General features: G+C 44.5%; 19 protein-coding genes. 12 read left to right on the top strand and 7 right to left on the bottom strand.

Annotated features, from left to right (window positions below; translation table 11 throughout):
- The coding region (locus tag AC3OH0_RS05425; RefSeq protein WP_498345053.1) for a BPG-independent phosphoglycerate mutase family protein at positions 1–1029 on the bottom strand (1029 nt) is incomplete at its 3' end.
- A gap of 363 nt (positions 1030–1392) precedes the next feature.
- Between AC3OH0_RS05425 and AC3OH0_RS05430 the strand changes: the two genes are divergently transcribed.
- Positions 1393–2130, top strand: coding sequence for an ABC transporter ATP-binding protein (locus AC3OH0_RS05430; protein WP_193435701.1), 738 nt, complete (start codon positions 1393–1395; stop codon positions 2128–2130).
- A complete protein-coding gene (locus AC3OH0_RS05435; protein ID WP_193435702.1) occupies positions 2127–3398 on the top strand; it encodes an ABC transporter permease in 1272 nt (423 codons plus the stop codon). The genes AC3OH0_RS05430 and AC3OH0_RS05435 overlap by 4 nt, the downstream gene beginning before the upstream one ends.
- 55 nt (positions 3399–3453) lie before the next feature.
- Here AC3OH0_RS05435 and panB read toward each other — a convergent pair whose 3' ends face one another.
- From panB to AC3OH0_RS05455, 4 genes are read right to left on the bottom strand one after another with little or no spacing between them, the layout of a single operon-like run.
- Positions 3454–4260: a 3-methyl-2-oxobutanoate hydroxymethyltransferase gene (panB, locus tag AC3OH0_RS05440; protein ID WP_498345054.1), complete on the bottom strand. Its 807-nt coding sequence runs from the start codon at positions 4258–4260 to the stop codon at positions 3454–3456.
- Positions 4244–5173 carry a ketopantoate reductase family protein gene (locus AC3OH0_RS05445; RefSeq protein ID WP_498345055.1) on the bottom strand — a complete coding sequence of 310 codons (930 nt, stop codon included), beginning with the start codon at positions 5171–5173 and terminating at the stop codon, positions 4244–4246. The genes panB and AC3OH0_RS05445 overlap by 17 nt, the downstream gene beginning before the upstream one ends.
- A gap of 8 nt (positions 5174–5181) precedes the next feature.
- Positions 5182–6045: a thiamine-phosphate synthase family protein gene (locus AC3OH0_RS05450; protein ID WP_498345056.1), complete on the bottom strand. Its 864-nt coding sequence runs from the start codon at positions 6043–6045 to the stop codon at positions 5182–5184.
- Positions 6023–6697: a hypothetical protein gene (locus tag AC3OH0_RS05455; protein WP_498345057.1), complete on the bottom strand. Its 675-nt coding sequence runs from the start codon at positions 6695–6697 to the stop codon at positions 6023–6025. Before AC3OH0_RS05455 ends, AC3OH0_RS05450 begins: the two co-directional genes overlap by 23 nt.
- 103 nt (positions 6698–6800) lie before the next feature.
- On the opposite strand from AC3OH0_RS05455, the gene AC3OH0_RS05460 reads away from it, so the two are divergent.
- From AC3OH0_RS05460 to AC3OH0_RS05500, 9 genes are all read left to right on the top strand, one after another.
- Positions 6801–7532: an ABC transporter ATP-binding protein gene (locus tag AC3OH0_RS05460; RefSeq protein ID WP_498345058.1), complete on the top strand. Its 732-nt coding sequence runs from the start codon at positions 6801–6803 to the stop codon at positions 7530–7532.
- Positions 7529–8806 (top strand): ABC transporter permease, encoded by a 1278-nt coding sequence (locus tag AC3OH0_RS05465; RefSeq protein WP_498345059.1) that lies wholly within the window; start codon positions 7529–7531, stop codon positions 8804–8806. The genes AC3OH0_RS05460 and AC3OH0_RS05465 overlap by 4 nt, the downstream gene beginning before the upstream one ends.
- Positions 8807–8875: 69 nt before the next feature.
- The gene (locus AC3OH0_RS05470; protein ID WP_193435709.1) at positions 8876–9382 is read left to right on the top strand and encodes a MarR family transcriptional regulator; all 507 of its coding nucleotides are present in this window, start codon (positions 8876–8878) and stop codon (positions 9380–9382) included.
- Between the two features lie 6 nt (positions 9383–9388).
- A complete protein-coding gene (locus AC3OH0_RS05475) occupies positions 9389–10819 on the top strand; it encodes an alpha-amylase (protein ID WP_193435710.1) in 1431 nt (476 codons plus the stop codon).
- Positions 10820–10876: 57 nt separating this feature from the next.
- A complete protein-coding gene (locus AC3OH0_RS05480; RefSeq protein WP_498345060.1) occupies positions 10877–12430 on the top strand; it encodes a glycoside hydrolase family 57 protein in 1554 nt (517 codons plus the stop codon).
- Between the two features lie 4 nt (positions 12431–12434).
- Positions 12435–14360, top strand: coding sequence for an alpha-amylase/4-alpha-glucanotransferase domain-containing protein (locus AC3OH0_RS05485; RefSeq protein ID WP_193435712.1), 1926 nt, complete (start codon positions 12435–12437; stop codon positions 14358–14360).
- A gap of 10 nt (positions 14361–14370) precedes the next feature.
- Positions 14371–15885 (top strand): glycosyltransferase, encoded by a 1515-nt coding sequence (locus tag AC3OH0_RS05490; protein WP_498345061.1) that lies wholly within the window; start codon positions 14371–14373, stop codon positions 15883–15885.
- A 57-nt stretch (positions 15886–15942) separates the two neighbouring features.
- On the top strand, positions 15943–17826 hold the full coding sequence (locus tag AC3OH0_RS05495; RefSeq protein WP_498345062.1) for a glycoside hydrolase family 57 protein: 1884 nt from the start codon (positions 15943–15945) through the stop codon (positions 17824–17826).
- Between the two features lie 91 nt (positions 17827–17917).
- A complete protein-coding gene (locus AC3OH0_RS05500) occupies positions 17918–18847 on the top strand; it encodes a DHH family phosphoesterase (protein ID WP_498345066.1) in 930 nt (309 codons plus the stop codon).
- Between the two features lie 6 nt (positions 18848–18853).
- Here AC3OH0_RS05500 and AC3OH0_RS05505 read toward each other — a convergent pair whose 3' ends face one another.
- Positions 18854–19540 carry a hypothetical protein gene (locus tag AC3OH0_RS05505; RefSeq protein WP_498345063.1) on the bottom strand — a complete coding sequence of 229 codons (687 nt, stop codon included), beginning with the start codon at positions 19538–19540 and terminating at the stop codon, positions 18854–18856.
- 74 nt (positions 19541–19614) lie between these two features.
- On the opposite strand from AC3OH0_RS05505, the gene AC3OH0_RS05510 reads away from it, so the two are divergent.
- A complete protein-coding gene (locus AC3OH0_RS05510) occupies positions 19615–20190 on the top strand; it encodes a TlpA family protein disulfide reductase (protein ID WP_498345064.1) in 576 nt (191 codons plus the stop codon).
- Here the strand turns inward: AC3OH0_RS05510 and AC3OH0_RS05515 are convergent.
- On the bottom strand, positions 20191–20538 hold a 348-nt coding region (locus tag AC3OH0_RS05515; protein ID WP_498345065.1), incomplete at its 5' end, for an NADH-quinone oxidoreductase subunit H. It abuts the gene before it with no gap.

Genomic DNA, 20538 nt, shown 5'->3' on the forward strand with positions numbered 1-20538 from the left:
ATCTATCTCCTCAATCCTCTTTCGTTTCAGCGCGGCATCGCCGTCGTGACCCGGCTCGTCCGGGCCTTTCAAATGCACGTAGACTATGTCGGATTTTTCAAGAGCCTCAAACGTCTTCTCAAGCCTAATCTTGTAATCAATCTCTGGCCTACCGGTTGGGGGATCCATAACGATTGTTTCCGCACCAAATGCACGACCAATACCTATTTCGACAGGCATTTCTGCGAGCACCGTGAACCTCCTCCCGTATTTTTCACCTAAAGGTGTTGCTCTCGGGAACGAGCCCCCTGCATCCCTCAACAGTAACGCGTTAGCTGGAGGAAGCCCTCGTTTAACCCTCTCCTTGTTCACAGGATGAGTGTCAAGGATTTCTATGGATTTCTTCATGAACAAGTTAGCGAGTTCAGCGGTAGCCCTTGCTTCCTCCGAATTCTCCAATGGCTCTATCTCCTTAAGGAATGGATTGAAAGACTGGTTCGCGATGCTGACCAACCCCACTCTCTTGTAGGCTGGATCATTGTTATCCACCATAGGCGATAGCCTGCGGGTCCTACTGCCAATCACAACCACTGCCCTGTGACCAATCGTTGCAATCACTCTAACATATCCATCATACTTTTCCAGCTCCATCTTATCAAGAGCCTCGGCAAGCTTACGGGCCTCTTCAGTTTTCAAGCTCCTACCAACTCTTCTATCAATAATTCTTAGCGAAGAAGAATCTACCGTTGCAAAATTAGCCCTGAAGGCTACCTCATACCCTTCCTTAATCGGTATTCCCGCTCCTAATGCTTCCAGAGGGCCTCTACCAGTGTATACTTCGTGAGGATCGTACCCTAATAGCGAGATAACGGCTTCGTCACTCTCCGGTGCAACCCCTTTCCCCACCGTATACATCAACCCGCACTTAGAATTGGAGGCTATGAAGTCTAAACCGGGTTTTTCAGCAGATTCAAGCGTCGTAACAGGATCTGACAGCCTGTCGCCCATGCCATCGAGTACAAGGTATATTAATTTTAAGTTGAAACCCATGTTGCCACCCAAATAGATAATCATTTGGCAAGGTAAAAATACTATTCAAGCACGGATTTGTTAGAATAATAGAAAACCACCTGAGTCACCGAATTCTCCGCGACTTAGATGCCTGGAGCACTTTCTTATCTTAGAGCTGTGCATGGTTACCTGGCTTATTGGGAGAAGGCCGGGTTTCCTTAGTCAAATCACGATTTTAATCCTAGCAGAGGCTTCATCCTCACCTTTCCCAACGCGTTTTTCGAAGCGTCCTCCTTTATGCCTTTTTAACATGCTGGATGGGAAAGGTTAAGAGGTATTTCTAGAAGCTAGAAGGAAATTATTAAATTGATTGTTGAATTAGTTTTAAACATTGGTGTGTATATGCCGGAGTACGCGATCCTTACAAGAAATCTGACAAAAATCTACAGGGGCGGAAACATCGGTGTTAACTCTCTGACTTTTACTGTTGAAGAAGGAGAGATATATGGGCTAATAGGGCCGAATGGAAGCGGTAAGACAACTACTTTGAGAATAATTGCGACGCTTTTAAAGCCTACCAGGGGAGAGGTATACGTGTACGGGATTGACGTGGTTAAAAACCCTTTAGAAGCCCGGAGGCTCATGAACTATCTCCCCGAGGAAGCTGGGGCTTACAGGGATCTGTCAGGCTTGGATTTCATCAGGTTCATGCTCTCGGTGAGGTTTTCTGGCAGAAGATTGGAGGAGGCTGTGAGCGAAGCGATTGAAATAGCTGATTTAGGTAACGACTTGAAGAGACCGATTAGGGGTTATAGCAAAGGTATGAAGAGAATTTTAGCATTGAGCACGGTTTTAGCATCGCATCCGAAGTTGTTGATTCTTGATGAGCCTACCAGCGGGCTGGACGTGGAGAGAAGCATTTATGTAAGAAAAATGATCAAGAGGTATAACAAGGAATTCGGAATCACAGTATTATTGAGTAGCCACAACATGCTTGAAGTAGAATATTTGTGTAGAAAGGTTGGAATACTTTACAGAGGCACTCTCTTAAGGGAGGGTCCGGTTGAGGAGTTGAAAGCGAGGACAAACTCCGTGAATCTCGAAGAAGTATTTCTGAAGATAAAGGGTGAAGCAGCATGAGCTTGACGCCTTTGATAATAAGGGAGGTTAAAGCGTTCGTTAAAAACCCAGCGTTCATAATGAGTATTGTGTTATTATTCGTATTCTATGGCGCCCTGGGTAGATTGATTTCAACAGGGGTTCAAACAGTCGTTGAGGAAACACTTAACGTGCAAGTGGGTGTTGTTGTTGAGGATAACTCAGAGTTCGTGAATAAGGTGCTTTCTATAGCGAATGAAACAAGTGGCGGTCGATTAAAGCTGGTTGGAAGTGTAGACTCAGGGCTAAGCATGTACGAGATCGTGGTGGTCATACCACCAGATTTCACATCTAGAGCGATGAATTTGAATGAAACACTAGTTTTAGAATCATACACAAAAATCAACACTGTTTCACCAGTGGTGAGCAGTGCTAAAACAGGGATTGCCATGACGATTAGCGAGCTCATTAGGAAATCCGTGGCATTCACAATAGCGGTTGAAAACAATATAGACCCTTCATTAATAGAAAAACCCATAGTGGTTAACTCAACGGTTGAACTATATGGGAAAACCATGAGAATGGAGGAATACACGGCATTCTCATCCATCCTAGGCATCATACCAGTGATAGTGGCAATAATCATTGGCGTCAACGCAATGTATGCTTCACAGTTTACCGCTACTGAAAAAGTTGAGAAGGCTTTTGAAATGCTCCTAGCGCAACCTATTCCTCGCAGAAACGTTGTTTTCGCAAAGATTATTGGCTCCATAGTGGCTTCACTACTTATGGGGATCGCTTATTTTGCAGGAATACTGTTTATGCTCTCAAGCGCTGCCACGCCTTCGGCGCCGGCTCCTTCGGAAACATCTATAAACCTAGCTGATTTCCTGTATCAAACGTTCGGGTTCGAATCCATATCGATATCCATCGTGTCAATAGTTCTAGGGTTGGTATATTCAGGAGCAATAGGTGTAACCCTTGGCTCCATAGTCTCAGATGAGAGGATAGCAGGTGCGCTTACCACTCCAATATTGTTTGTCTTCATAGGTGTTGGATACGCACTGCTCTTTATCGGTTTACCAATAAACGTTGTCACTGGCGTGATCGCAGGAGTTACTATTGCCCCCTTGCCCATTGTTGCAGTGGTTTCAACCATGATGGGGGATACTACGACTCTGGCTGTTTCACTCTTAGTCGCAGTGGTTTCAACACTGAGCGTAATGTCGATAGCCGTGTATGTGTTTAACAGGGACATAGTGGTTCTAGGTTTAAGAATAGGAAGGTTGAAAATAAGGGAAAGAACGTGAAAGTCTCATGGATAGAGTTTTAAAACAGCTGTGAAGTCTTGCTGACGTGAAACAATCAATCTTTTTTCTCTATAAAATAGTGTCTTTCCTCGGGAAACCTCCCGGTTTTCACTTCCTCAACATAGGACCTTACCGCGTTAGTGATAATTTCCTTTAGATTTGCGTACTGCTTGGAAAACGGCGGCGGGTTCTCGCTCAGCCCGAGGAGGTCGTGGAAGACCAATACTTGCCCATCACACCATGGCCCGCTTCCTATGCAAATAGTGGGGATGCTGACCTGCTCGGTTACTTCTTTAGCCACGTCAGCCGAGGTGTACTCAATAACTATTGAGAAGGCTCCTGCTCTTTCAAGGGCTTTAGCGTCTTCCAGGATTTTCTCCCTCTCCTTCTCGCTAACCCCTCTTTTCTTATAACCTCCTATGAGCAAGGCTCTCTGAGGGTTTAACCCGATGTGGCCCATGACAGGTATTCCAGCCTTTACAAGCGCTTTAACCGTTTCCTCGTATTCTAAACCGCCCTCTAGTTTCACTGCGTCGGCGCCTGTTTTCATCATTAAACCCGCGTTTCGAACAGCTTCTTCAATACTGGCCTCGTAGCTTAGGAAGGGCATATCCCCAACTACTAGTGCACGGGGCTGGGCCCTTGTCACGCTTGATAGATGGAGAAGCATCATGGCCATGTCTACGGGTAATGTAGAGGTGAATCCGTGAGCAACCATTCCAACGCTGTCCCCTACCAGTATTATGTCCACACCCGCTGAGTCAACAAGCTTCGCCGAGACATAGTCATACGCTGTTATCATGGCGATTTTTTCACGGCCTTTCATTTTCACAATTGTTTTAACATTAACTTTTAACTTCATCTCCAGCCCCTTCTAATAAATGAATCAAGCGAGTAATAAAATAGTTCAATCCCGGATAATCCAGCTCTTTTGCAATGAAACCATTGATGTAATCTATCTCGGTCTTACCCCCTCTCAACACATCCTGGAGCATGCTTGACAGATTCTCTCTCGTCAGCTCAACATTCCTAAACACGTAGCCTTTCAGATAGGATTTATCAAACCTGAATCCATGCTTGTGCGCTACTTGTATAAACTCCTCTAGGATTCTGTCGACCAATTCTTCTGCATTCTTGCTTAAAACAATCTTATTCCTCTGCCTAGTTAGCGCTGTCAACGGGTTGACGACACAGTTTAAGGCAAGCTTCAGCCACCGGTAATATTCAATATTGGATGTGATCCTGAAATCCATCCCTCCCCTAATGAGAACTGTGGAGACCGGGGATAATTCATGGCTTGGTTTGCCGGGACAGCCCGCGACAACCGTTTTACCACCATTGTATCGTATTGTGTAGGGGTTCAATCTTTCTGCTCCAATATAGGCTACGCCTACTGCGACCTTAGCCTCCTGTAATCTCTCAGCAACTAGCTCATAACTCCCGAAACCGTTTTGAAGCATAACTATAACGGAGTCCCTATGGGAAAGCCTTTTCATCAATTCTATGGTTGATTCTACATCATATGCTTTCACAGTGTTGAATATGAAATCACACTTGTCCCACGGGACATTAGATAGCCTGGGCTCTACTGGGACAGCATATACCTCACCTGATGAAGGCATGATTATGTTGATAGCCCGTGTTTCCAGTATTTTACGGTAGCTCTCCTCGGATCTGTAGTAAATTGGAATCCTGGATAGACCTCCCTTATACAGGTAGTAAGCTATAATGCTTCCGATGCTGCCCCCGCCTATTATGCAAGCGCTGATGCTCATTTCCCTCACTAGAGCAGTATTTCAAGAATGGATTCTAGTTCGTAAAAATCTTTAGTGAAAACATAAGTAACAGGTTCAAGCCCTGTACCTCCTTTATCAACAATTACGTCTGGCTTTCTCCCTGCAACATCCTCCATGGTTTTCCAGAAACCACTCAAGTCGGTATGGGGCCCTGTGTACACTACGTGATAGGTATGATGCTTCAGCCTAGTCACTAAGGAATAGTCGTATTTGAAGTTAAAGCCTACTTTCTTCATAGGATTATGTCTCACGATGAGGAGGAGTAATTTCGCTAAGTGCCGGCTACCTCCGTAAAAAGGTTCGCCGGTAACCACTATTCCAGTTAAAGTTTTGACAATCCTTCCCGTTAGCCCTATTATGTCTGCCTCCGAGGTTGGAGGTTCTGGCGCGTAAACGAGATTACTGCCAACCTCTGGAAGAATCCTGGCCAAACCCGGCTTAGACATGATTCTGGAGAGCGCGGTCTTATACACTTCAATATACGGGTCTTTAAGCAATCCCTTAACGCATTCTTCTCGTAGCTCCGCGAATTCCTTACAAGCAATAATTGCTGATAAGTAACTTGTAAACCCGTGGGAGGTTATCACGAATCTTGCAAAGTTTTCGCTTACTGCTAAATCCGCAAGAATCCTGCATTGGTGGAGAACAATTTCCTCATCTATAGAGTACTTCTTTAAATTTTCAACATAGTGTTCAACCGGCTTGCTGAGGAGCTTGTGGACAAGCGGCTGAGTAATGTTTAGAATCTTTGCGATCCTATGCTGGCTCAACCCACGGTTTCTCAACTCGTGTGCTAGAATTCCCCTTATATTGGGTAGAACGATTTCACTAGCTATGTCCTCTATGATCATCCCTTAAAATATCCTCCTGCGAGATTGTTTGCCTGCCTCTAAATCCTCTTAAATGCTCGTTTTCAATCCTCCTGGACAGCTTCTCAGCTAACTTGAAGATTTCCTTGATGAAGCTAATCTCGTATTCGAAAAACTCTTCGTAATTATACATTTCGTCAACTAGTTTTACAAGCTGATCTATTTCGTTGAAAACCATCGACCTAAACTTGGCCTTATCGGCTGGGGTTAAAGAAGGCTTAATTAGGGTTTTCTGCAGAAAAGCATATATTTCAGCCGGCTCCAGCGAGCGGTATTTCACGGCGATCAGTCTAATTTTCGGGTCTTCAACTTTTTCCACATCATTCTCGGAGTAAACCGCTTCCTCGACAGCATCAATATCCTTAAACCGCCACCAAGTCTGGTTGCTTGATGAATAAGTCTTCTCTATAAGGCCGAATTCTTTCTCAAGAATCCTTATCAAGTTGACAGGGTTGTACGAGAAGCCCATTGAGTTAAGCTTTAATACTAAGTGTTTGAAGCTGAAATCCCCCAGCTTGTGGTCAATATTAGGGTCTTTAGCGATGGATAAAGCCGTCTTTAAAACTATGAAACCCTTGTCTCCATACTTCTGGAGGAAAGAGAAAACCTTTTCTTTCAAACCGCTGGAAAGCACTCAAAACCCCACTATTAATTAGGCTGGGTAGGTTTTAAAATAGTTTTTTATTGATCAATGATTGAAGTATGTGTTTTCAGCAGGGTTTTGAGAGGGGTGTTTATTGCCTAACCTACTGTTAGAGGTTAGAAACATTAGAAAAACATACGGCAAGAAAATCTTAGCAGTGGATAATCTCTCTTTCCACGTCATGGAAGGCGAGATTTACGGCTTGATAGGTCCGAACGGGGCTGGCAAGACAACGTCTCTCCGAATTATTGCGGGGCTAATAAAACCAGATGGGGGAGAGGTTCTGATCCGCGGTGTTAATGTTCACGAAAGTCTCAAGAACAATAGGAGAATGATTGGTTACCTTCCTGAAGAGGCAAATACCTACCCGCTCTTAACTGGAATGGAGCATTTAAAAATCTATGGAGGATTATATGGGGCCAGTAGCGAGGACTTAGAGTTCGGGGCAAGAATCACGGGCCTTGGGAACCGTTTGTTGAAGAAGACTTCAGAGTACAGTCACGGCATGAAGAGAAGACTCTTGCTAGGAGCAGTGTTGATGACTAAGCCAAGGCTTGCCATCCTGGATGAGCCTACAAGCGGGCTTGACGTCCACGCCGGCGTTTCCGTTAGGAAAACCATTAGGAATTATGTTAAATCAACAGGTGCCGCAGCCATTGTGAGCAGCCACAACATGCTTGAGATAGAGTACTTGTGCGACAGGATCGGCCTCATATTTAAAGGGAAGATTATTGAGGAGGGACGCCCGCGCGAGCTGATCGAGAAGTACGGCGTTGCAAATCTTGAAGAGGTATTCACTCTTCTCGTTAGAGGTGTTGAGTCTTGAAGGGTTATTCAAGGCTTAAGGTTCTCCTTGAAAAAGAAATTAAAGACTTGTTTAGAGATAGAAAGGCGCTTTTAACCACAGTACTACTACCCCTTATATCACTCCCCTCAATAGGGGTTTTCACTCTATTGTTGATATCTCAGCAACCTGTTAATATTGCCTTGATAGATGAGGATAATTCCTACTACGTGAATCCAGAGCTGAACGTGGCAATGTCCTCGGACTGGGTCGTGGGTAATCTCACCTTAGCTCTCACTTCTAGGGGTTACAGCGTTGTCAATTTACCGAGCAGAAGCGAAGCTCTTGAAAACAACAGTATTGACCTAATCATCATCATTCCCAGCGGTTTTTCCAGGAACGCTACTAGTGTTGACTCTGTCGGGCAAGTTGAGATACTGAGAAGGGCAAATGTTCAGCCTGCCCTCAATGCAGAGGGGGTTGCGAGAGGCATTTTGAACGCTATCTCCGTAAACTTATCCCTCATTAAGATAGCGAGACTGTATGAGAAGGCCGGGTTGGACCCAGGAGTGTTCAAACCAGAAGCCTTCAGGGACCCTGTGTCAACCGGCCCAACTATACTGTTATCCCCTGAAGGGGAGAGAGTGGGGGTTGAAGCCGAGCTGAGGACTTATATTGCCCGCTTACTCGTTATCGCCTTCGCCTTCGTCGTCACCCCAGCCTCCGCCTTCGTTATCGATGGGATAATAGGTGAAAGGCAGAGGAAAACTTTAGAGCTTCTCCTAGCATCGCCGGCATCGCTAGGCGAAATACTTGCGGCTAAAATAATAGTCGCAACTATTCTAGGGCTTCTGGCATCACTGGCGGATATAACGGCACTGCTAGCCTATGTGGGTAGCCTTGTTCTCGCATACGGTGGCCAATTGTTCATACTTCTTGACCCGGGGCTACTCCTCCTCCACTCTGTAACGTCTTTCTTCACTATCCTGGTTACTGTGGCGATAGCAACTCCCTTCATAACGAGGACTCGTGGAATAAGGAGTGCTGGTAATGTAGCCGGCTTGATAACAAGCGTGGCAATAGTATTCTTCTTCCTCGGATTTTTCATAGACTTCCCTAAGCTCGAGGCAAACGTGTTGAACATGTTGCAGATTATACCTTACACTCAAAGCATATTGAGTGTTCAAAATTACATTTATGGGAGACCGGATTTATCTATTATAAACCTCTTAGCTTTAGCCTTATTATCCTCACTCATACTGTTAATAGCGGTTAAAACCGTGGACAAGGAGAAAATACTGTTAACCCAGGATTAGCGTAAATGGGCTTCTAAATACATATTTTTATAGGTTAATGATAGGATATATTTATACGAGATGAAAAGTATGACGTATAAAACAGCTTACAGGTTGATAACAATAGCTGATGAAAACAACGCGATCGATATTGACAAGGCTAGCCAGTTATTAGGCGTTTCTACTTCAACCGTCAAGAAATACGTTCAACAATTGATTAATGAAGGATTCGTTGAGAAAACGAAAGAGGGTAAATACGTCTTGACGAGGCTGGGTGTTTCAATAAAGAAAGTTATGGAGATATCTACTTCTAAAAATATTCCTAATTACGTGATCACAGATGTTTCAACCGGTCAGCCCATACCTCTTTCCTTTAACAACTACGAGCAACTCTACGCAGTCATAACTTATCAGTTAGCGCCTCGAGAAGTATTGGAACACCATCTGAGAAACTACCTGCCTGAATGGGTGAGGAGCTCAATAGGGGATGAATTATTGGCTGAGAAAATCAGTAAGGGCGAGATAAACTCGATCGAGGATTTGAAAAAATATTTAGAATTTATATTATCCATTACGAGTTCATTAACTACTAGGTAAGAGGGCTTGGAGCACGGGCTTAACAGGCTGAAAGAAATATTAGAGAACAATTATCTCCCTAAGGCCAGATGGTGGCCTTGGAAAAACACTAGGAGACAAATAACTATTGTTTCATTTCAGGAGCTGGACGGCTTAGTGTTTCTCAAGTTTAAAGCTGATAATCAAAACTTTCAACTCCCATTAATGAAAACCACCGGGGAGGTTAATGCTTTACGGGAACGCACTCTATGTGTTGAAAAAGAATGCTTTGTGGAGGCGGAGTATCACCCTGAATATTACTCCCTAATTTCTAAGCTACCGGGGATTGAAATAGAGGTTATTTCGGAGCCGCCCCGTAAGATTGTAAGCGCTAAACCTGTTACTCTTGAGTCAACAAATGCTGTTTCCCTGTTGGTTGATGATGCTGGGGAAAAATACGTTCTAAAGAGCTATAGGCTGTTACCGGAGACTAATCTGGAAGCTTTAATGATAAAAGCTCTGGCACTTAAAAAATTTGAAAACATACCTAAGGTCTATTTACTCATAAAGCATGAAGAGCAGGTTGCAGGAATATTGATGAAATACGTTGAGGGCGTTGGGGACGGCGGTTATCCTTTCTACACACACCTAATAGAGTATTTGAGAAAGTCTGCAAGATTACTCGCGACCGTGGGTTTGTCAGCTAAGCTAGGCACGATCATAGGTAATATGCATAAAGCATTAAACATCGGGCACTCTGACCGGTTTTACGGTTTAGAGGAAATAGGTTTAGACGATATCGAGAACTGGATAAAAAGGATGCACAGATATCTCAACACGATTTTAACAAGGCTTGATGAAATAGCCGCGGCAGGGGAGTCTGTCAGCCCTGAATGGATGGAGAAGTGGAGGGGGTTAATTGATAACAAGGGTTTAAGCGTTGTTGAGGAGGCTTCATCATATTTGAGGGCTTACGAGGGCCTTGACAAGGGAAGGATTCACCAGGATCTCCACCTGGCTCAAATGATTTATATCCCATCCACTAACGACTTCATCATAACGGATTTCGAGGGGGAGCCGGGGAGAAGCCCTGAGGAGAGGGTTGCGAAAGAGCCGCTTCTGAGAGACCTAGCGACTATGGTGAGGAGTTATCATTATCTTTCACACGCGGCTGTTATGAACGCTTATGCAGTATCAATAGACCAGGCGAGCGATATTATGTTGAATCATGATCCAACGCTTGAGTGGAGACTTAGAAACATGATTGCGATGGTCAACTCTTATTTAGCCAGTATAGTAGGCTCCGAGTTAGCTAGAAGGTATAAGGAAATGAGTCCTAGGAAGCAATTGTCTTTGATTTACCCATGGATTGTTGAGCGATCCCTATACGAGGCGTACTATGAATCAATGTATAGGAGTGAATGGGTCTCCATTCCAATAATAGGGTTATTCGACCCATTGCTTGTTTTCTTAAAGTAGCCAGATAGTATGAGGGTTGAATATATTTATTCCAGTTGATAATACCTAAACGTGGCGATGGGTTTGACGAGCATAGTTTTCCTCTTCGAGGTTCACCAGCCCTACAGGCTTGACAGGAGAATGCATGAGAAGCTGATGGAGAAGGCTTTGAAAGGCAGTCTAGAATACGATGATATTCAAGAAGCCGTGTTTGATAACTCCCTTAACAAGTACGTCATGGAAAGGGCTGCTGAAAGATGCTATATTCCAGCGACCAAGATAATAGTGGAGAATCTTAAGAGGTATAAGGACTCCTCCAAACCTTTCAAGGTGTCATTCAGCATTAGCGGCGTTTTCCTTGAGCAGGCGTCTAAATGGGCGCCGGGGATAATTCAGGTTCTCCAAGAAGCAGTAGCAACCGGGATGGTCGAGCTAGTAGAGCAGGCGTATTATCACAGTATAGCGGCATTCCTCCCTAACCATGGTTTTGAAGAATTAAAGGAGCAGGTGCTTCAGCACAGGGAAGTGTTAAAGAATACTTTCAATTACGAGCCAGTTTCCATAGAGAATACGGAGTTCACTTTCAATAACGATTTAGCCTGCTTCTTTTACAACATGGGGTACAAGGTCATCGTGACAGAAGGAGTCGACCACATTCTAGGGTGGAGAAGCCCTAACTACGTGTACAAAGCATGGGGCTGTGACGCGAGAGTTTTAACAAGAAACTATAGGTTGAGCGATGACGTCGGGTTCAGGTTCAGCGATAGGAAATGGGACCAATATCCCTTGACCGCAGATAAGTACGCTTCATGGCTGGCAGCAACCCCTGGCGATGTAGTGTTTTTAGCCATGGATTATGAAACATTTGGCGAGCATCACTGGCCGGAGTCCGGCATTCACGAGTTTCTCAGATGGCTTCCTGGCGAGGTCTTGAAGTACGGCCATTTGGAGTTCTCTACACCCCGGGAAGTGGCTGAGAAGTATCCTCCACGAGATGTTTTCGACGTTCCCCCGTGGTCGACGATTAGTTGGGCTGATGAGAGAGATTTGAGCGCATGGATTGGGAACATAATGCAACAAGAAGCGGTCAGGGCTTTAGCCAGTCTCTACCCATACGTGAAAGCATTGGAGGATCCAGGTTTAACAAGGCTGTGGAAGATGTTAACCATAAGCGATCATTTCTACTACATGGCTACTAAGTTTGGAACTATAGAGGAGGTTCACGCCTACTTCTCCCCCTTCAAGAACGCTAGCATAGCGTATGGATTATTCACGGAGGCTTTGGGAGTATTGTCTAAGTTGATATATGATAGAATAAGGGAGAAACCTGTCAAAGTCGTTTCTAATTTAACCCTCCCATTAGAGAAGGCGTTCTACTTTACAATGCCCGATGGTACTTACACAGGAGTTTATGTTAGATCATTAAAGGAACTGTACTTTAAACTCGGAAGCGTGCCTTTGGAAAGCGTTGTCTACCACTTAAGAAGCGGGCATATATCCGCATGGATTAGCCAGGTCCTGCTTTTAGAGGAATTATCGAGGAAGATACAGGTATTGTCGCGTGAAGTTGATGAGCCTTTGAAACTTGTAGAACTTGTTAAAAAGGAAATTCAATCCTACCTAGAGGGCTGAAAACATGGCTCCCGTGAACTTCATATTCGCGCTTCACTACCACCAGCCAACAGGGCAGTTTGAATATGTGAATGAAAGGATAATGGAGAATAGTTACAAACTATTGCTCGACGTTTTCAAGGAGTATAGTAGTTTTAAGTTCACAGTTCACGTTAGCGGCCCACTCCTAATTTACATGAAGGAGAGATATCCTGATTATCTCCATGATTTGTTAAAGCTTCATGACTATGGAACGATAGAGTTCATGGCTGGAAGCATTGGTGAAGCAATCATACCACTCCTCCCTATTGATGACAGAGTAAGACAGATTAGAATCTACCTCGAAGAATTCGAGAAGATCGCCGGGTTCAGGCCTAAGGGGTTGTGGCTTCCTGAAAGGGTTTGGGAGCCAAGTATCCCGTTCGTTACGGCTGAAAACAATATCGAATACGTGCTGATAGATGACTCCACCCTTGCTAAGACAGGCTTGGACCCAGGGTTCTCAAACTATGCATGGATGACGGAGGAAGGAGGCAATAAGTTAAAGGTGTTCTTTATCGATGCAGGGCTGAGGTATATCCTTCCCTGGGAGCACCCGGATAAGATAATTAATTACATGTGGAGTAGGTCTGGAGATGAGGTCCGAGTCCTATTATGGGGAAGTGATGCCGAGAAGTTCGGGGAGTGGATGGACCCTAGCTGGAGCAGGTCTTGGCTGAAGAGCTTTCTCGAAGCCCTCAGATACAATAGTGATAAGGTTAGAATGATTCAGCCGTCAGAGTACCTGGATCTCTACGGGGTAAAGGGGCTGATATACCTTAACACAGGAAGCTATGATAAAATGCTAGAGTGGAGCGGGGGATTCTTCCGCAACTTCCTGGTAAAGTACAGGGAGAGCAACAACATGCATAAGAAAATACTGTATGTGAGAAGCAAACTTGTTAAAGCAGAATTGCCAAGGGATTTAATGATGAAATACTATCTCGCGCAATGCAATGACGCATTTTGGCACGGGTTGTTCGGCGGGATATATCTTACGCATCTAAGGCAGGCAATATATGAAAACCTGATCAAGGTGGAGAAGTATGCAGAGGAAAAATCCAACTACTTTGGAAGCAATGAAGTCGTTTACAAGCTGTACGACTTCGACTTCGATGGGAAAGACGAGTTATTGGTTGAAACCCCTGTCCAGAACCTTTACATTAAACCTGATGATGGAGGCACATTGTTCGAGTATGATGTTAAAATAAGCGGTTTGGAACATAATCTTCAAAACACTATGTCAAGGTATCATGAACCATACCTGAACATTCAATGGTTCCGCCCAGACTGGTATAGGAGGGTTAGCTGGCGGTTACACCTCTGGAGTCACGATACGGGATTGTTCGAATGGATTAATAATTCACCTTTCAAAGATCTCAGCGATCTAGCCCTTTCAAAACATTATGTCTCGGTTAACCCAGAGCCTTTTGAAATAATTTTAAGGGCGCAGGGAGGGTTCTACGTCTTCGGAAACCTTATCTCCAGGGTTTTAGTTGAGAAACGGGTTAAGATTACTGAAGAAGGTCATGTTACCATTTACAAGGTAGTGAACAAGGGTCCTGAAACCGTGAAGGCGAGAGTTGGTATTGAGTATCATACATCGCCTAAACTGAATACTAAGACGGAAGAGAGGGCTAAGTACGTGGTGAACGGGGAGGAGAGGGAGCTGTCTTCGTTTTTCATAGGCAGAGGTAAGAGTGTACAGGTTAAGACAACACCGTACCCGGTGTTTTCCCTCAATGCGTCTAGGGATACCGATTTATGGGTAGCCCCGTTAAACATGTATGCTAGGACGGAGAAAGGAGTCATGGAGATTCCTCAAGGATTAGCATTGATGTTTAGCGAGCTTGTTGAGCTGAAGAAAGATGATGAGTTTTCATTAAATGTTGAATGGCGGATCAAGGCGTAGGCTGGTGGGAATGAAGCCTATTTGGCTACTCAGTTTCGAATCATACATGGTTAGGAAGGTTGGAGGCTTAGGCGAGGTTCCACCTAGGTTAGCGAGGGCGTTGCGCGAGAAAGGCTATGAAGCAATAGTTTACACACCAAGCCATGGTGTGAAGCTCATTGAAAACGTGGAGGAGCTCTATTCCGTTAACATTCGTGGAGAGAATTATAGAATCTTAAGATACAGGGTTAACCCGGAGCATTTTGTAATCGAGGGCGGTGTTTTCAAGGATGAGAATGTCTACTCAGGGGGCCGGTTGCTGGAGAAATCAGCTGTTTTCGGCCTTGTAGTAAGTAGTTACTTGAGACATGTTGTTGAAACAGGCTTTGACAAAGTACCTATTGTCATTCACGGGAATGACTGGCATAGCTACCCTGCCCTTCTCTTATCAAACATGTTAAAGGTTGAGAAGGGATTGAGCCTTAAACTTGTCTATCAGCTCCACCTACTCTCAAAGATGAAAATAGATTTAGACTTCTTCACAAGTGTTATTGGTGTTAGAATGCATGCTCCTATAACCGGTGTTGAAGGCGTTAAACCCTTTGAATACTACTTTAATAGAGCAGGAGGTTGGGTTGAAAAGCTAGCCTATCTTACAGTAGACCATTACGTAACCGTTAGCAATGGTTATGTGAAGGACGTTGAGAAGAATCTGGGATGGGAGACTGCAGGCAGGATAGATTATATCCCGAATGCGCTTGTATGGACATCGAAAGAAGTCTTCGACACAGTAGCGAAACATTACGATGTTAAGAATCCTCTAGACCCGGAGGAGCGGAAAAGAGTTCGGAGAAAGATATTAACCGAAGATATGGCCGGGTTTAAAGGCGTGATCACGGAGCCTCATGTTAAAGAATCTCTTAAATCCCTACTGGAACACTACGAGTTAGATAAGCCTAAAGCTTTCGACAAGGATGGCCAGCTCGTGTTCCTCTCGGGGAGGCTGGCAGGGCAGAAGGGATTGGACACCTTGCTTGGATCGCTGGAACGTATTATCGTTGAAAACCCGCGGGTTAGAATAGTCCTCGCGTACATTCCGGTTGAGGGAAGCGAGCCACTGATTAGAAAACTAGGCGAGTATCACTGGGCTTTTAATGAGAACTTACGGATAATAATAGGAAAGATGTCCCCAGAGGATTATATGTCGCTTTACTTCGCTGCTGATGCTTACCTTGTCCCCAGCCGGTATGAGCCTTTCGGACTCGTCGCTGTTGAATCAGTGGCAGCTGGTACACCGGTGGTTGCCTCTTTCACGGGTGGATTGAAAGACATAGTAGTGGATCTTAGAGAAAACCCTGAAGAAGGGGTGGGGTTCTTAATAAGGCCTGGAAACAGGTTCGAACTTGCTGAAGCCGTCGTCATGCTTCTCGAGATAATGAAAAACCCTGCTAATCAGGAAAGAATAAGGCGTAACTGTGTTAAAAGATCTCAGGAGTTTTCATGGGAGAAATCAGCCGGCAAAGCCCTAAAAATCTACTTCTCCTAACATTTTTAACACACCTAGAGAGTAGAGTATGATTAAATCTAAGCGAAGGTTTTCCCAATGAGTTCACTGGTGCTACCTAAATTACTGGATGGTTTAGAAGGATATATTGTGCTTAATAAGCCCGTATTTAGACCCGGAGAGGAAGGAAAAATACATTTGCTAGTAAAGGCGGTTGGGGGGTCGAAAAACGTTCACTACGCAATTTTCAATGGAAACGTTAAAGTACATGAAGGAGTTCTGACAGTTCCCGAGTCGCAAGCGAAAATCGAGATTATTCCATTCACTGCGGATGAGAAACCGGGAGAGTACGGCCTGGAACTGAGGCTTAATGACGCTCCTTTCGACACTGTAAGATACATTGTGACAGAGGGTTTCGACAGGATCCCTCTTCTTGGTTTCGTATGGCATCATCACCAGGCTCCAAACTATCTGCCAAACAGGGTGTTTCACTCTCCATGGGCTTTCATCTATGTGTACGGGGAGCAGTTGAAGCCGTATGGAAAAGGACCTTACCACTACCATGTTGAAATGTTTCAGAAACATAAGGATTACAAGGCGACATATAATCTAAGCCCCAGCCTTCTACAGCAGTGGCAGATGGCTATTGAGGAAGGCATCCTGTTCCACTCTGGCGAGAAGATCGAGAAGAGTGATGAGAGAATTAAGTTGATACAGGAAACGTTAAAACGTTATAAGCAATCCGTTAAGAGTGGACAAATCGATGTCTTAACAAGCATTTACGCACACACTATTGCTGGATTTATCTCAGGCGTTTTCAACGCGCAGGACATAGTCGCAGAGGAACTTAAGTACGGCCTAGAGATTACTAGGAAGGTTTTAGACGGGTATGAGCCCCTTGGGGCTTGGACTCCTGAAATGTCTTTCTCAATGGATTTGGTTGATGTCTACTATGAAAACAGAATTGAATACACGGTTTTAGACGATCGCTGCCACTTCTACCCTGCAGAGGGCGAGAAGAACTCAAAGTACGAGCCATACCTTTTACTGAATTCATCAACTGGCAAGCATATAACAGTTTTCTTCCGGGATCATGAGCTAAGCGATATTCTTGGCTTCAAAAACAATTTTGAAAACGAAGTACATGCTTGGAGGAATGCATATGAGACATCATTTGTCATAGCGAGGAAAGTGGTGAGTGAGAAGCCCAAGATTCTCACTCTCGCGCTTGACGGGGAAAACTGGATGGTTTTCGCGAAGAATCCACCGCTTACAGCTTACTTCTTCGACAAGCTCCTGCTGTATTTAGAATCCCTGTATGATTCAGGCGTGCTGAAAATGGTTAGCTTAAGGGAGGCCGTGGAGAATGTTCCGGTTCGTAGGATTTTAACTAAAATCCCTCCCACCACCTGGCTTTGCACATACCGAAAGTGGAGAGGCCAGCATCCCGATCAAGAAAAGTACTGGGTGAAGGCTAAAGAGGCTTATTTACAGATCAAAGCCTACGAGTCCGCGGTAGGGGGTAAAGACGAATACAGTGGAGAAGCTAGATGGGCCATATGGCATGCTCTCGACAGCGATTACTGGTGGGCCGAGTTCTGGATGCCAAAAGTGATAGAAACCTGGATAAACGAAGCAGGCAGGATTATTGGGTCAAGATTTTCCCAGATAAATATTAGGCAGGTAATCATACCTTCACAGGTTTACGAGAACATCGAGTTCGAAGCGGTGGTTGAGGTGGAGAACAATCTTGAAAAACAGCTAAAGCTGGAATTGATAGCTCTTCCATGCGCTGAAGAATATTGCATGGATAGAGAAATCCTGGTTAAGCCGAGAGGAGTGACTAGCTTCAACGTCAAGATGAGGCTTACACGTGTTGGGAAACAACCAATATTTATCGGCTTGTTGAAGAATAATATGATAATCACTAGTAAGATTGTTGAGGCAGAGGTGAAACCGTTTTTACCAGCGAGCCCTTCATAGTTGTTAAAGCCAAATGTTTATATAAACAAATTGCGCAATAACTAATTGTTTAATAGTTTATTTAGCAGTAGGGTGCTAATTGTTGAGAACAGTGCGGAGAAGAGGAGTTATAACCCATTGGGACATCGATGGCTTAGCCTCGGCAGTAATTTTATCCAGAGTGTTGAATCCTGAGAAAAAAGTATTATCATCAGTGAACAGTGTTACACGCTACATCGAGGAGTTGCTGAGTTTAGGGTTGAATGAGATATGGATAGCTGATTTAAACCCTGCAAGCTCTATGAAAAACCAGCTAAACATGGCTTTAGAGAAAGCTAGGAGGCTGAGGGCAAAACTCTACTGGTTTGACCACCATCAATGGTCCCAGGATATGGTAAGCTTGTTCAACCAGTATCCAGACGTAGTCTTCTTCATGCACGAACCTTCAATGGTTGCTTCAGACATCGTTGCCAACCATTTCGGGGTCGGCGGTAACGAATACTACCGAAAGCTGATAAGCCTTGCTTACGATGACGACTTCTTTGAAAACAAGTTTGAGATCACAAGGGTTTACAGGAGGGTTCTAAAGTGGGATGGCTGGGACATAAGATACAGGGTTTTAGAGTCTCTTTTACAAGGTGATTTAGAGCCGAGATGGCTAATCGACTACTACGTTAATGAAGTGAAAAACGTGTATGAAAATCTAATACGTGAGGCAATAGGCAGGATGGAGATTGTTGAGAAAAACGGTGTAAGGCTCCTCGTATTTCCTGACGTAGACCCAAGGGTTCACCCAGGAGAGTTAATCGAAGTAGTTGCGGGACAAGGCTTTCACGCTCACGCATATGTTGTGAGATATCCGAAAGGAGTAAGCCTGAGGAGCGATTACGTAGATGTATCCCAAATAGCATCCCAATACGGAGGAGGAGGGCATTCAAGAGTTGCCGGCATCCCTGGGGGAGTGAGGATGGAAAATATCCTGAAAACATTAATGGAGGCTTTCGAGAAACACGGGGTGAACCGCCCTATATACATTAGCTAATCTTTCTCAAGAAGTCAGTATGAGATAGGTTCCTGCTCCTAAGGCGAGAACGCCACCCATAATCTTAAACAACCTCTCATGACGTATCATGATGGAGAAAACATTTCCTATTTTCGCAAGCCCAACCAGCCCTGCCGTCATAAGTATGAGTGGCGAGATAAATACGAAGACATATAGCATTGTGAGAGGAAGCCAGACTAACATGTCGTACTTCGTAGTTATCACTACATAGACAATGTAGAGCCCAGCGCTACATGGAAGTATGGTTAAGGAGGATAACAATCCTAGGAGCACGATATAGGGGATTGTGAAACTGCGTGCAAGTCCTAACGCGTTAATGATTTTGCACTCAAGATTGTCCTCCCTGCACAATTCTTTATTCCCGCCTTTTCTAGGCGGGAGGTAAGTGTAGCTGATTAACACGGAGCCGTATAATAGTAGCAGTATTCCAGTATGCCATCTTTCAATCAACACTTGGGAGGCAAGGCTCTTCACAAGGAACCCGAATAATAAGTATCCGAGGTAAACGCTTGAGAGAAACGCCCCTGCGGTTTTCAACATGTTTCTAACATTTGACAGCGTGGTTGAGGCTATGATGCTTAGGTAAAGCGCGTAGAAACAAGGGTCAATAGAATCTATTAACGCAGATGTAACGATCCATGCTATTAGTGACGGTAAATCCTGCTCGAACATATCTACTCAGTCAACCAAATATTAAAACGCGTGATTATAAATAATAAATCTAAGTTGGGCTGACGGTGGAGCAAGTGTCAAAGAAGAAGAGCGTTGGTAAAGCTCGGCCTAAAAGAAACAATAGTTATGTCATTCCTATCTTAGTTACCGTCGTATTTGCCGTCATAGCTATAGGGGCGTACCTTGCTCTGTCCAGGGCGGCTGAGAATAGTGTTGAGTTTAAATGGTGTGAGCTCAGCGAGGGCTCTATCGGTGTTTACGTCGGGGGTGATTGTGTTAAAGTTATTAGAAATGCTACAAGGGTTCAGCAGGTTGTAGAAAATGTTACCAATACTTACGAATTAGCTAATATGAGATTGTTAATGTTTGGCTCTAAGACTTGTCCTCACTGTGGAGCAATGAACGATTTCCTTACCAAGGAATTTCAGGACAAGTACTTCGTGGTCTGGGTTTCCACTGGTGAGAACTTAAACCTTACATTGTTTGTGGAGATCGCCACAGCAGAGTATGAGGCCGGGCTTCCAGAGCAGTACGCCTATGCAGTACCGCAGATCTTGGTATTAGATGGGAATGGGCGTGTGAAAGCAATAGTGATTGGTGAATTAACGGACAAAAAGTTCTGGAGCTCATTATTAGAGAAGTTAAGCTAGTTAAAGATAAAGGTAGATTGAGCCTAGAACACCTGCTATTACTGCAGGCATTAACCCGTATTTTAGGAGAAGTACTAGTGCTTGATCTATCCTGTATCTTCCGAACACGTTTTTAACATAGGTTGCCACAGTAATCACTAAGAAATACTTTAGAATTACGAGCAATACGCCTTCAATGCTTGCGTGTGAAAACGGTGCGGGACCGCCGAGGACAAGGTAGACGATCGCTAAGGCTGACACAACCGTATCCATATCGTGAAGCAGTATTGCGAGCGCTAGGAGGGGTCCAGAAAACTCTGTTTCATACCCAGCTATTATTTCCTGCTCGGCCTCAGGAATATTGAATGG

It is taken from the genome of Thermosphaera sp., from assembly GCF_059755995.1.